Genomic DNA, 13,024 nt, shown 5'->3' with positions numbered 1-13,024 from the left:
CTTACTTGATCAGACCATCCAGCGGCGACGAGGCGCTGGCATAGAGTTTCTTCGGCATACGCCCGGCCAGATAGGCCATGCGACCGGCGACGATGGCGTGCTTCATCGCTTCGGCCATCATCACCGGCTGCTGGGCGTGCGCGATAGCGGAGTTCATCAGCACGGCTTCGCAACCCATTTCCATGGCAATGGTGGCGTCGGAGGCGGTACCTACACCGGCGTCGACCAGTACCGGCACCTTGGACTCTTCCAGGATGATCTGCAGGTTGTAGGGGTTGCAGATCCCGAGCCCGGTACCGATCAGGCCCGCCAGCGGCATCACGGCGATACAGCCGGCTTCGGCCAGTTGACGGGCGATGATCGGATCGTCGCTGGTGTAGACCATCACGTCGAAACCGTCCTTGACCAGCACTTCGGCAGCCTTGAGGGTTTCGATCACGTTGGGGAACAGAGTCTTCTGGTCGGCCAGCACTTCCAGCTTCACCAGGTTGTGGCCATCGAGCAGCTCACGGGCCAGGCGGCAGGTGCGTACGGCTTCGACGGCGTCATAGCAACCGGCGGTGTTCGGCAAAATGGTATAGCGGTCCGGCGGCAGCACATCGAGCAGGTTCGGCTCGCCCGGGTTCTGGCCGAGGTTGGTACGGCGCACGGCGACGGTGACAATCTCGGCACCCGAGGCTTCGATGGCCAGGCGGGTTTCTTCCATGTCACGGTACTTGCCGGTGCCGACCAGCAGGCGCGACTGGAAAGTGCGTCCGGCCAGGGTGAAGGGCTTGTCGCTACGAACGTTGCTCATCGTTGTTCCTCTGGAAAGGTTGCGGGACTTGCGGGTGGGGCACGGCAGAAGCGTCAGCCGCCACCGATGGCGTGGACCACTTCGACCTGGTCACCCTCGTTCAACAGGGTGCTTTCGTGCTGGCTGCGCGGCACGATGTCCAGGTTCAGCTCCACCGCCACACGACGCCCGACCAGCTCCAGCCGGCCCAGCAGGGCCGCGACGCTCTCGCCCGCAGGCAGTTCGTAAGGTTCACCGTTCAGTTGAATGCGCATGCGCACGGCCACCATCGTTCATTGGGGCCCGCATTCTAGCCCCGATCAGCCTTGCAACCCAAGGGCGACACACGCCATTAGTCGCGATTCCCGACCGCTTGGTCAGCCCAGGCGCCAGGCTGCCAGCCCCAGGCACAGCCAGCCGGCGAGGAAGCACAGGCCGCCGATGGGGGTGATGATGCCAAGCTTGCCCAACCCGGTGAGGGTCAGCACGTAAAGGCTGCCGGAGAACAGCAGGATACCGACTGCGAACAGCCCGCCCGCCCAGCCGACCAGACGCCCCGGCAAGTGTACCGAAAGCAGCGCGACCGCCAGGATCGCCAGGGCATGGACCAGTTGATAAGTGACGCCGGTGTGGAAGATCGCCAGGTAATCGGCGGTAAGACGGTTCTTCAAGCCGTGTGCGGCAAAGGCACCCAGGGCCACACCCGTAAAGCCAAAGAACGCGGCGAGCATCAGGAAGCTGCGAAGCATGGGACGACTCCTCGAGAGGGGTCTGTATAATGGCCCGTTCCATCGGTCCGGCCAAGCTATCGACATGCTGTCATCCCTGATCCGCCGTCTCGCCCGCGCACTGCTCTGGTTCGCTGCCGGCAGCATTGTGCTGGTGCTCGCGCTGCGCTGGGTGCCACCACCGGGCACTGCGTTGATGGTCGAACGCAAGGTGCAGTCCTGGTTCAGTGGCGAGCCGATCGACCTGCAGCGCGACTGGACGCCCTGGGACGAGATCTCCGACGAGCTCAAGGTGGCCGTTATCGCGGGCGAGGACCAGCACTTCGCCAACCACTGGGGTTTCGACATTCCCGCGATCCAGGCGGCGCTGGCACATAACGAGCGCGGCGGCAGTATCCGCGGCGCCAGCACGCTCTCCCAGCAAGTGGCGAAGAACCTGTTCCTGTGGTCGGGGCGCAGCTGGTTTCGCAAAGGTCTGGAGGCCTGGTTCACTGGCCTGATGGAGCTGTTCTGGTCGAAGGAGCGGATCCTCGAGGTCTACCTCAACAGCGCCGAATGGGGTCCGGGCGTATTCGGTGCCCAGGCAGCGGCGCGCTATCACTTCGGCGTCGATGCCAGTCGCCTCACTCGCCAACAGGCCAGCCAGCTCGCTGCAGTGCTGCCCAGCCCGATCAAGTGGAGTGCCAGCCGCCCGAGCACCTATGTCGCCAGCCGAGCGGGATGGATTCGACGGCAGATGAGTCAGCTCGGGGGAACCAGTTACCTGATGCAGTTGGAGAGCGCACGCAAGCCTTGATGCGCTTGCAGTCCCATGCGACCAACAAAAAGCCGCCTGCCCCGCGAGGGACAGGCGGCTTTTCAGTCAGGGCGCCGATCAGATCGTGATCAGTGCCTTGACCTTGCTCATCGCGTTCTTCTCGAGCTGACGAATCCGCTCGGCCGATACACTGTACTTCTCTGCCAGCTCGTGCAGCGTGGCCTTTTCCTCGGCCAGCCAGCGCTGATAGAGAATGTCGCGGCTGCGCTCATCCAGGCCACTGAGTGCCTCATGCAGGTTGCTGCTGGAGTTGTCGTTCCAATCGGCATCCTCGAGCTGCATGGCAGGATCGTAGCGGTGATCCTCAAGGTAGTGCGCAGGCGACTGGAAGGCGCTGTCGTCGTCGGCATCGGCTGCCGGATCGAAGGCCATGTCCTGACCGCTCAGGCGGCTTTCCATCTCGCGCACTTCCCGAGGCTCGACGCCCAGGCTTTCGGCGACACGGTGCACTTCATCGTTATTAAGCCAGGCCAGACGCTTCTTCTGGCTGCGCAGATTGAAGAACAGCTTGCGTTGCGCCTTGGTGGTGGCGACCTTGACGATACGCCAGTTACGCAGGATGAACTCGTGGATCTCTGCCTTGATCCAGTGCACGGCGAAGGACACCAGGCGCACGCCCATCTCGGGGTTGAAGCGCTTGACCGCCTTCATCAGGCCGACGTTGCCTTCCTGGATCAGGTCAGCCTGGGCCAACCCGTAGCCGGCATAGCTGCGGGCGATATGTACGACGAAACGCAGGTGGGCCATCACCATTTGCCGAGCGGCCTCAAGATCCTGCTCATAATAGAGACGCTCGGCCAGTTCACGCTCCTGCTCGACCGTCAGCAGCGGAATGCTGTTGACCGTGTGCACGTAGGCTTCCAGGTTCGCACCGGGCACCAGGGCATAGGCAGGTTGCAACGAAGTGGTCATTCAAGTACCTCCGACTCACTGGACTCGTGCCTTGTGGGCACTGCCATCATTGACCCCGGAACCATGAAAGAAGTTCCTGGATGAAAAAAAGTCAATGCTGGCAAGAAAGCATTATCGCGGTGCAAGCTCGTTCAGGTGGCGAGCGACCGCAATCCAAGCACCGATATACCCCAAGAGCACCGCACCAATCAAGAGTGACAGACCATCGGACCCCGGTACCCCGCCCAGGGCGAAGTCACTGTTGTACAGCCCGGAAAGCCCGACAACCGCGTCGTTCAGCCAGTTCAGGCCAAACGCCAGGATGCCCCATGCCAACACGCCCGCACCCAGGCCGTACAAGGCTCCCATGTAGAGGAAGGGGCGCCGCACGTAGCTGTCGGTACCGCCGACCAGCTTGATCACTTCGATCTCGACACGGCGGTTCTCGATGTGCAGCCGAATTGTGTTACCAATTACCAAAAGCAGTGCGGAAATCAGCATGACCGCCAGGCCGAAGACAAAACGGTCACCCAACTTGAGGATCGCCGCCAGGCGCTCGACCCAGACCAGATCCAACTGAGCCACTTCGACCCGCGGCAATTCCGACAGGCGCTGACGCAAGGTTTCGAGCGCCGGCTTGTCGACTTCGGTCGGCGTGACCACCACCACACCCGGCAGCGGGTTGTCCGGCAACTCGCGCAAGGCCTCGCCCAGGCCGGATTGCTGCTGGAACTCCTGCAGCGCCTGCTCGCGGCTGACGTAGGTCGCCTCGGCCACGCCGGGCATGCCCTTGATCTCATCGCGCAGCGCTTCTCCTTCCTTGCTACCCGCATCGAGCTTGAGATAAAGCGAGATCTGCGCTGCGCGCTGCCAGGAACCCCCAAGCTTCTCGACGTTCTTCAGCAGCAGCGACAGGCCCATGGGCATGCTCAGTGCCACAGCCATCACCAGACAGGTGAAGAAGCTGCCGATTGGCTGCTTGCCCAGGCGGCGAAGGCTGTCGGCGAGGCTGGCGCGATGGCTTTCCAGCCAGGCGTTCAACAGGGTGCGGAAATCCGGGCCATCGTCATCATGGCCACCGCGCTGTTTTTCCGGCTTCGGGTCAGCGGCCTTGGGCGCAACGCGCTCGGAGACCTTTGGCGTACGCGTAGTGCTCATTGTCCGGCCTCCCCATCGCCGATCAGTCGTCCGCGCTGAAGCGTAAGCATGCGGTGACGCATGCGCGCGATCAGCGCCAGGTCGTGGCTGGCGATCAGCACCGTGGTGCCCAGGCGGTTGATGTCTTCAAACACGCCCATGATCTCTGCGGCCAGCCGCGGGTCGAGGTTACCGGTGGGTTCGTCCGCCAGCAGCAGCGCCGGCTGGTGGACGATGGCACGGGCGATGCCCACGCGCTGCTGCTGACCGGTCGACAGGTCAGCGGGGAACAGCTCGCCCTTGTCCGACAGCGACACGCGCTCCAGCGCCGAATCCACGCGCTTGGCGATCTCTGCCTTGGACAGCCCGAGAATCTGCAGCGGCAATGCGATGTTGTTGAACACGGTGCGATCGAACAGCAGTTGGTGGTTCTGGAACACCACGCCGATCTGGCGGCGCAGGAACGGGATCTGCGCATTGCTGATCTGACCCAGGTCCTGGCCGGCCAGCAGCAGCTTGCCGCTGGTCGGGCGCTCCATCGCCAGCAGCAGGCGCAGCAAGGTGCTCTTGCCCGCGCCGGAGTGGCCGGTGACGAACAGGAATTCGCCCCGGCGTGCCCGGAAACTCAGCTCATGCAGGCCGACATGGCCATTGGGGTAGCGCTTGGCGACCTGCTCGAATCGGATCATGGGTGCTCACGCTCGGCAAACAGGGCTTTGACGAAGGGTTCGGCCTCGAAGGTGCGCAGATCGTCGATACCCTCACCGACCCCGATGAAGCGGATCGGCAGGCTGAACTGCTTGGCCAGGGCGAAGATAACACCGCCCTTGGCAGTGCCGTCCAGCTTGGTCAGGGCCAGGCCGGTCAGCTCGACGCTCTGGTTGAAGTACTTGGCCTGGCTGATGGCGTTCTGTCCGGTGCCCGCGTCCAGCACCAGCAGGACCTCGTGCGGCGCGTCAGCGTCGAGCTTGCCGATGACCCGACGGACCTTCTTCAGCTCTTCCATCAGGTTGTCCTTGGTGTGCAGACGTCCGGCGGTGTCGGCGATCAGCACGTCGGCGCCACGGGCCTTGGCGGCCTGCACGGCATCGAAGATCACCGAGGCCGAATCGGCGCCGGTGTGCTGGGCGATCACCGGGATCTGGTTGCGCTCGCCCCAGACCTGCAACTGCTCTACCGCAGCCGCACGGAACGTATCGCCGGCAGCGAGCATGACCTTCTTGCCTTCGAGTTGCAGCTTCTTGGCCAGCTTGCCGATGGTAGTGGTCTTGCCTGCGCCGTTCACGCCGACGACAAGGATCACATAGGGCTTGCTCTGGGCTTCGATCTTCAGAGGCTGCTCGACCGGACGCAGCAGCGCGGCCAGCTCTTCCTGCAGCGACTTGTACAGTGCATCGGCGTCTGCCAACTGCTTGCGGGCGACCTTCTGTGTGAGATTCTGGACGATCAGCGAAGTGGCCTCGACGCCTACGTCGGCAGTGAGCAGGCGAGTCTCGATCTCGTCGAGCAGGTCGTCGTCGATGACCTTCTTGCCCAGGAACAGGCTGGCCATACCTTCGCCAATGCTGGCACTGGTCTTGGACAGGCCCTGCTTGAGGCGGGCGAAGAAGCCGGGCTTGGACTGCTCGGCAGCGGCAACCACGGCAACCACGGGTTCTGGCTCGACAAGGGCAGGCTCGGGCTGGGGCTCCACCGGTGCAGGCGCAGGCGCCTCGGCCACGGGCGTGACAACTACCGGCTCAGGCTCGACGACAACCGCGGCCACAGGATCAGGGATCGCGACAGGGCGCTCGGGAATGACTGGCGGTTCGCTCGGTTCCAGGTCAGGGACCAGCGCCACGGGTTCCTCGGCGACAGGCAGTACCAGACTGCTGACCGGCGCAGCCACCGGGGCCGGGATTTCGACCTCGATGGGCTGCGCAGGTATGGCCTGGGAAGCCTCTACCGACGGCGGCACTTCATCTGGCACAACCGGCGCATCGGCGGCAACCGGCTCGGGCGGAGCGACAACGGCCTGCTCGACGGGCGTGGCTGGCGCTACCGGCTCGTTAACGGGCTGCTCGAGGGCTTGCGGCTGTTCGGCGACAGGTTGCTGCGGCTTCTTGCGAAACCAGCCGAACAGGCCTTTCTTTTCACCGGCCTCGGCCGGCGCTTTCTTGTCGTCGTTGGAACCAAACATGGAAGACGGCTATCTCAGGGTAGCGATGCACCATCATTGGGCATCGGGAATTCTCTATACGCAGAACAGACTCTCTTGAAGCCGGCTGGTTCATGCGCAACGTTTTGTCGTAGTGTCCTGTGGGCCAGAACGGCGACAGGCATGGTCGCCAGGCAACCGGATCAGTATCCTAGCACCTCCTGGCCCGCCTACGCTAAACCCCGCGGGCCGTCGTACAGGTTATCCATCGTATGAATGCTCTAGCCCGCCGCGCCGCTGGCCTGTTGCTCGGCACGCTCTGCCTGCCGCTTGCGGCCCTGGCCGCCGATACGCAACCGACCCACGAATTCATCCTCGACAACGGCCTGAAGGTCGTAGTGCGCGAAGACCATCGTGCGCCAGTGGTGGTATCGCAGATCTGGTACAAGGTCGGCTCCAGCTACGAGACGCCAGGCCAGACCGGTCTGTCGCATGCGCTTGAGCACATGATGTTCAAGGGCAGCGCCAAGGTCGGTCCGGGCGAAGCCTCGCGCATCCTGCGCGACCTCGGCGCCGAGGAAAACGCCTTCACCAGCGATGACTACACCGCTTATTACCAAGTGCTGGCCCGCGACCGCCTGCCGGTAGCCCTGGAGCTCGAGGCCGACCGCCTGGCCAGCCTGCGCCTGCCGGCCGACGAGTTCAGCCGTGAAATCGAAGTCATCAAGGAAGAGCGCCGCCTGCGCACCGACGACCAGCCCAACGCCAAGGCTTTCGAACTGTTCCGCGCCATGGCCTACCCGGCCAGCGGCTACCACACCCCGACCATTGGCTGGATGGCCGACCTTGAGCGGATGAAGGTCGAGGAACTGCGCCACTGGTACGAATCCTGGTACGCACCGAACAACGCCACGCTGGTGGTGGTGGGCGATGTCACCGTCGATGAGGTCAAGGGCCTGGCGAACAAGTACTTCGCCGCCATCCCCAAACGCGCCATTCCTCCCGCCAAACTGCCACTGGAACTGGCCGAACCCGGCCAGCGCCAGCTCACTCTTCACGTACGCACCCAGCTGCCCAGCCTGATCTACGGCTTCAACGTCCCAGGCCTGGCCACCGCCAAGGACCCACGCAGCGCCCAGGCCCTGCGCCTGATCTCGGCGCTGCTCGACGGCGGCTACAGTGCGCGCATGCCGGCACGCCTCGAGCGCGGCCAGGAGCTGGTGGCCGGTGCCTCGAGTAGCTACAACGCCTTCACCCGGGGTGACAGCCTGTTCCTGATCTCCGCCACCCCCAACGTGCAGAAGCAGAAAACCCTCGCCGACGTCGAGAAGGGCGTCTGGCAGTTGCTGGACGAGCTCAAGAACACGCCACCCACTGCAGAAGAACTGGAACGCGTGCGTGCCCAGGTCATCGCCGGCCTGGTCTACGACCGCGACTCGATCAGCAGCCAGGCCACCACCATCGGTCAGTTGGAAACCGTGGGCCTTTCATGGAAGCTGATCGACAGCGAGCTGGACGACCTCAAGCGCGTCACTCCACAGGACATCCAGGACGCCGCGCGCACCTATTTCACCCGCGAACGCCTGAGCGTTGCCCATGTTCTGCCCGAGGAGTCCGCTCATGAGTGATCGCAGCGCCCCCCGCTATACCCTGTTCGGCCTCGGCATTCTGGCTGCGATCGTGGCGCTGGCCCTGCTGCTGGCCCGCCCGGCGCAATCGGATAATGCCGCCGGTCAGCCCGACAGCAACGCCGCACGCCCGGCCAACACCCTGCAGTCGCTGGCCGAGCTCGACGGCAAATCCCCCAGCCGACGCCAGCTGAACATCCAGAACTGGACCACCGCCGAAGGCGCGCGGGTCTTGTTCGTCGAAGCCCGCGAGCTGCCGATGTTCGACCTGCGCGTGACCTTCGCCGCAGGGAGCAGCCAGGACGGCAACGTCTCCGGGCTGGCCACCCTGACCAACGCCATGCTCAACGAGGGTGTGGCCGGCAAGGACGTCACCGCGATCGCCCAAGGCTTCGAGGGGCTCGGTGCCGACTTTGGCAACGGCTCGTACCGCGACATGGCCATCGCCTCGTTACGCAGCCTGAGCGCCCCGGACAAACGCGACCCGGCGCTGAAACTGTTCGCCGACGTGGTCGGCAAGCCGACCTTCCCCGAAGATGCCCTCAAGCGCATCAAGAACCAGCTGCTGGCCGGCTTCGAGTACGAGAAGCAGAACCCTGGCAAGCTGGCCGGCAAGGCGCTGTTCGCCAACCTCTACGGCAGCCATCCCTACGCCCACCCCAGCGACGGCAGCGCCGAAAGCATCCCGGGTATCAGCCAGGCACAACTGCGCGACTTCCACGCCAAGGCCTACGCTGCCGGCAATGCCGTGATCGCCTTGGTCGGCGACCTCAGCCGCAGTGAAGCCGAAACCATCGCGGCGCAGCTCTCCGCCACCCTGCCCAAGGGTCCGGCACTGGCCGGCCCTGGCGAACCAGCAGAGCCCAAGCCGGGCGCGACTCATATCGATTTCCCGTCCAAGCAGACCCACCTGATGCTCGCCGAACTGGGCATCACTCGCCAGGACCCTGACTGGCCAGCACTGTCGCTGGGCAACCAGATCCTCGGCGGCGGCGCCTTCGGCACGCGCCTGATGAGCGAAGTGCGTGAAAAACGCGGCCTCACCTACGGTGTGTACTCGGTATTCAGCCCGATGCAGGTGCGCGGCCCGTTCATGATCAACCTGCAGACGCGCGCCGAACTCAGCGAAGGCACGCTCAAGCTGGTCCAGGACATCCTCGCCGACTACCTGAAGAACGGCCCGACCCAGCAAGAGCTGGACGATGCCAAACGTGAGTTGGCCGGCAGCTTCCCGCTCTCCAATGCCAGCAACGCGAGCATCGTTGGCCAACTGGGCGCCATCGGCTTCTACAACCTGCCGCTGACCTGGCTCGAAGACTTCATGCAACAATCCCAGGCGCTGACCGTCGAGCAGGTCAAGGCGGCGATGAACAAGCACCTGGCGGTGGACAAGCTGGTGATCGTCACCGCAGGCCCGAGCGTGCCGCAAAAGCCGCTGCCACCGCCCACAGACAAACCGTCCGAGCAACCGCTCGGCGTACCGGAGCACTGATGGCAAGACCCTCCAACCCCGCCCAGACCCAAAGCAAGGGAGCTGGGCACCTGCGCATCATCGCCGGCGAGTGGCGCAGCCGTCGCCTGGCGGTGCCCGAGGGCGAAGGCCTGCGCCCGACACCCGATCGCGTGCGTGAGACCCTGTTCAACTGGCTGGCCCCCTACATCGAAGGCGCCCGCGTACTGGACGCCTTCACCGGCAGCGGCGCGCTGGTGCTCGAAGCCCTTTCGCGCGGCGCCGACGATGCGGTGGCACTGGACAGCAACCCTGCAGCCATCGCCAACCTCAAGCACAACCTCGAATTGCTGCGCTGCCCCCGTGGGCAGATCCTGCAGACCGACGCCCTGCGCTATCTCGGCGGCCCGGCCAAGCAGCAGTTCGATGTGGTGTTCCTCGACCCGCCCTTCCACAAGGACCTGCTGGCAGACGTGTGCAACCTGCTGGAAGAGCATCAGTGGCTGCGAGAACAGGCCTGGATCTATACCGAAAGCGAAGCCTCGCCCTCCAGCTTGCCGATGCCCGGCAACTGGCGCTTGCACCGGGAAAAGAAAACGGGTCAGGTGAACTACGCCCTTTGGCAGCGTAGCTGACACCATCAGTACCAGATATAGATAACACCTGGCGCCAAGCCCTCTGATCGAAGCTGCTCCGCTCCCAGCCCCCACCGGAGCAGCTCGACCATGCCAGCACCCACTATCAAACCCATCAATCTGATCACCCCACCAAGCACACCACTACAGCACTTGCGCCTGGAGAATGGCCTGAAGGTCTATCTCCAGCGTGATCAACGCAGTCCGCTGGTTTGTGCACAGCTTCATTATCACGTTGGCTCCAGCCATGAAGCGCCAGGCCATAGCAATCTGTCTCATGTGCTTGAGCACATGGTGTTCGAAGGCAGCGGAAAACTCGCAGCCGGACAATACCTTCGGATCATCAGTTGGTTGGGTGGCACCGCCGGCGCCTCTACGTTTGACGATGCAACGGTCTACAAGATGACCCTGCCCGCCTCACGCCTCGAGGTAGGCCTGGAGATCATGGCCGACGCCATGGTCAATGCTCGTCTCGGTGAAGAGGCCCTTGAAAAGGCCAAGACCGCAGTGCGCGATGAGCGTCGCCTGAAAATCGACAATCAGCCGGTACAACAGGCCCTCGAAAGCCATAGAAAGCTTGCTCACCAAACCAGCCCCTACGCCACTCCCAACTACGGCAACCCGCAAGATCTCGAAAACATGACCCAGCGCATGATTCGCACGTGGTACAGGAATCGTTACGCCCCTAACAACGCCACCCTGGTAGTCGTTGGCGACATCGAGCTGTCTCACCTCGAAGAATGGGTGCAGCGGCACTTCGCAGGTCTCGAGGAAGTCCCCCTGCCCCCACCCCAAACGCCTCGCCATCCTCAGCAATTGGCGTACCGTCAACAGGCACTGACACTGCCAAACCTGCGCGACGGGCTGCTGATGTCCTTCAATGTGCCAAGCCTGGCAACGGCAGAGTCGCCCCGCAGCGTGCACGCCTTAAGAATCGTCGCTGAATTGCTGGGCAGAGGCGCGTCGTCTCTCCTGCATGACAAACTGGTGCGCCAACGACAGGTCCTGATAGGCATCGGCCCGTCCTATGACTACCAGGTGCGCGGCGATTCTCTGCTGTCATTCTCCGGCTATGTCGCACTCGGCAATACTCCGGCCAGCGCCGAAAAGGCAGTTATGGACATCATCGAAAGCGTCCAATTGACCTCTTTCACCGCGCAGCAGATCGAAGATGCCAAGTTGCACCTGCTGGCGCAGCACGCGGAGGCCCTGGCCAACCTCACCGGCCAGGCTGATGCGCTCAGTTGGAGAGTGATCGGCGGCCTGGACCCAACGCAACTGCATGATGAATTTCAGACACTGGCATCGCTCACCGAGCAGGACATCCAGCTCGCGATCAAGACTTACCTCACCCGTGAACGCCTTGCCGTGACTCATATGTGCGCGCCCGAGGCAACGATAGTAGAGACTCCCGTACTGGCATGCGGCGACCTGGCCACTGGTAGCTCTGCGCTAGACCTGTCCGGCCTGAACTCGGCGCAAGGCCTTTCAGAGGCCGCCCTGGACACCCCGAAACAGGAGATACAGCAGTGGCATACCGAGCTGGGCAGCAAGGTGTGTTTCGTTCCGGTACGAGGTGCTCCTGCAGTCGATCTGCAATTACGCTTCAAGGCGGGTGCCTACCATGACGGCGACACACCCGGTTTGGCCGCAATGACGCTGTACATGCTCGACCAGGGTTGTGACCAGCTGGACGCCGCGCAGCTAGCCAGCCAACTCAAATCGCTTGGCGCCACACTCAAACGCAACGTGACACACGACGACGCCATCTTGCGTCTGCGCAGTCCACTCACCGACGGCCTGTACAAGGAAGCCGTGGCGTTGCTGGTTGCAACGAGTGCGCGGCCTAGTTTCGAGGCCACGGCGCTGGAAGGCATACGCAACCGCGTCATCAACTATCTGCGCCGTCGCGAAGCCAAACCTGAACACCGGCTCGATGTGGAAAGGCTTCGTAACGTGTATGACAGCCACCCTTACACGCGGGACAGTCATGGCACTGCGAGCAGCGTCATGACGATCAGCCGGCAGCAGATAGCGGATTTTCACCAACGGGCCTACTGCGCCGGAAACCTGGAAATCACCTTGGCCGGGGACCTGTCTCGAGAGGATGCCGAAACACTGGTCAACGACCTTTGCCAGGCCCTGCCGGTTACCCAGCTTGCGCTTCCCGCCCTGGAAAAAGCCCGGCCATCCAACCAGGCCAGGACTTTGCACATCGAACAGCCAAGCAATAACCCAGACACCGACAACGTAAAGGTCAGCCTGGCGTTTGCGGTAGAAATTCACCCCGGCGATACACAGTTTCCTGCGCTGATCATGGCCAACCAGATTCTGGGCGCCAGCTTCGAGTCGCGCCTGGTATCCGAACTGCGCGAACGGCGATCCCTCACCTACGCCATTCGCAGCTACTTCGACGGCTACCGTGGCGCCCTGGTGCTGCTCGTCGAATGGGATATCAAGCCCCACTATCTGCAAGCATCCATCGACCTCGTCAAACTCGTGCTGCGCTGCTTCATCGAGCAAGGCCCAAGCGAGTTCGAGATGAAGCTGGCACGCAGCCAACTGTGCGGTGACCTGTTGCGCACCCTCGCCGACGACCAGAAGCTTGCGCACCTGCTGGCACAGATCAACGCATCCGGATTACCGACGGATCATTTCCAGCGCTACCAGGAACAACTCGCGCAAACCACGGCAACACAAATCCAGGCGGTCGCTCGGCAGGTCTTCGACAGCAATCGTTGTGTCGTGACCTGCCTCGGACCCAAGGTGACGCAGCAGCCCCTGCCTGCACTACCAAAAGCCAACTGATAGCACGACCACAGGTGC

The 13,024-nt window shown here is 63.2% G+C and carries 12 protein-coding genes; 5 read left to right on the top strand and 7 right to left on the bottom strand.

The genetic code is table 11. From position 1 onward, the window contains the following. Position 1: 1 nt before the first annotated feature. The 3 genes from APH44_RS02770 to APH44_RS02760 all read right to left on the bottom strand — a co-directional run bounded on the left by APH44_RS02770 (position 2) and on the right by APH44_RS02760 (position 1,524). Positions 2 to 796: a thiazole synthase gene (locus tag APH44_RS02770; protein WP_054891166.1), complete on the bottom strand. Its 795-nt coding sequence runs from the start codon at positions 794 to 796 to the stop codon at positions 2 to 4. Between the two features lie 53 nt (positions 797 to 849). Further along, on the bottom strand, positions 850 to 1,050 hold the full coding sequence (gene thiS, locus APH44_RS02765) for a sulfur carrier protein ThiS (RefSeq protein WP_054891258.1): 201 nt from the start codon (positions 1,048 to 1,050) through the stop codon (positions 850 to 852). 102 nt (positions 1,051 to 1,152) lie between these two features. Then, positions 1,153 to 1,524, bottom strand: a complete 372-nt coding sequence (locus APH44_RS02760) for a DUF423 domain-containing protein (RefSeq protein WP_054891165.1) — start codon at positions 1,522 to 1,524, stop codon at positions 1,153 to 1,155. 64 nt (positions 1,525 to 1,588) lie between these two features. Here APH44_RS02760 and mtgA point away from each other — a divergent pair, with 64 nt between their 5' ends. Further along, positions 1,589 to 2,299, top strand: coding sequence for a monofunctional biosynthetic peptidoglycan transglycosylase (mtgA, locus tag APH44_RS02755; RefSeq protein WP_054891164.1), 711 nt, complete (start codon positions 1,589 to 1,591; stop codon positions 2,297 to 2,299). 78 nt (positions 2,300 to 2,377) lie between these two features. Here mtgA and rpoH read toward each other — a convergent pair whose 3' ends face one another. The 4 genes from rpoH to ftsY form a co-directional block, all read right to left on the bottom strand. Continuing rightward, the gene (gene rpoH, locus APH44_RS02750; protein ID WP_054891163.1) at positions 2,378 to 3,232 is read right to left on the bottom strand and encodes an RNA polymerase sigma factor RpoH; all 855 of its coding nucleotides are present in this window, start codon (positions 3,230 to 3,232) and stop codon (positions 2,378 to 2,380) included. 111 nt (positions 3,233 to 3,343) lie between these two features. Continuing rightward, positions 3,344 to 4,369 carry a permease-like cell division protein FtsX gene (gene ftsX, locus APH44_RS02745; protein ID WP_054891162.1) on the bottom strand — a complete coding sequence of 342 codons (1,026 nt, stop codon included), beginning with the start codon at positions 4,367 to 4,369 and terminating at the stop codon, positions 3,344 to 3,346. Continuing rightward, entirely contained in the window at positions 4,366 to 5,037 is a 672-nt protein-coding gene (gene ftsE, locus APH44_RS02740; RefSeq protein ID WP_011531723.1) for a cell division ATP-binding protein FtsE, read from the bottom strand. The genes ftsX and ftsE overlap by 4 nt, the downstream gene beginning before the upstream one ends. Further along, complete coding sequence (gene ftsY / locus APH44_RS02735) at positions 5,034 to 6,527, bottom strand: signal recognition particle-docking protein FtsY (protein WP_054891161.1); 1,494 nt, start codon at positions 6,525 to 6,527, stop codon at positions 5,034 to 5,036. The genes ftsE and ftsY overlap by 4 nt, the downstream gene beginning before the upstream one ends. 230 nt (positions 6,528 to 6,757) lie before the next feature. Between ftsY and APH44_RS02730 the strand changes: the two genes are divergently transcribed. The 4 genes from APH44_RS02730 (at position 6,758) to APH44_RS02715 (ending at position 13,006) form a co-directional block, all read left to right on the top strand. After that, positions 6,758 to 8,113 (top strand): pitrilysin family protein, encoded by a 1,356-nt coding sequence (locus APH44_RS02730; protein ID WP_054891160.1) that lies wholly within the window; start codon positions 6,758 to 6,760, stop codon positions 8,111 to 8,113. Next, complete coding sequence (locus APH44_RS02725; protein ID WP_054891159.1) at positions 8,106 to 9,605, top strand: pitrilysin family protein; 1,500 nt, start codon at positions 8,106 to 8,108, stop codon at positions 9,603 to 9,605. Before APH44_RS02730 ends, APH44_RS02725 begins: the two co-directional genes overlap by 8 nt. After that, on the top strand, positions 9,605 to 10,198 hold the full coding sequence (rsmD, locus tag APH44_RS02720) for a 16S rRNA (guanine(966)-N(2))-methyltransferase RsmD (protein WP_054891158.1): 594 nt from the start codon (positions 9,605 to 9,607) through the stop codon (positions 10,196 to 10,198). Before APH44_RS02725 ends, rsmD begins: the two co-directional genes overlap by 1 nt. A 90-nt stretch (positions 10,199 to 10,288) precedes the next feature. Further along, positions 10,289 to 13,006: a pitrilysin family protein gene (locus tag APH44_RS02715; protein WP_082420996.1), complete on the top strand. Its 2,718-nt coding sequence runs from the start codon at positions 10,289 to 10,291 to the stop codon at positions 13,004 to 13,006. Positions 13,007 to 13,024 lie beyond the last annotated feature (18 nt).

The organism is Pseudomonas sp. NBRC 111143 (assembly GCF_001320965.1).
Lineage (GTDB): Bacteria > Pseudomonadota > Gammaproteobacteria > Pseudomonadales > Pseudomonadaceae > Aquipseudomonas > Aquipseudomonas machongensis.
The sequence above is the reverse complement of the archived record's forward strand: the minus strand, read 5'-3'. Positions and strand labels throughout refer to the sequence as shown.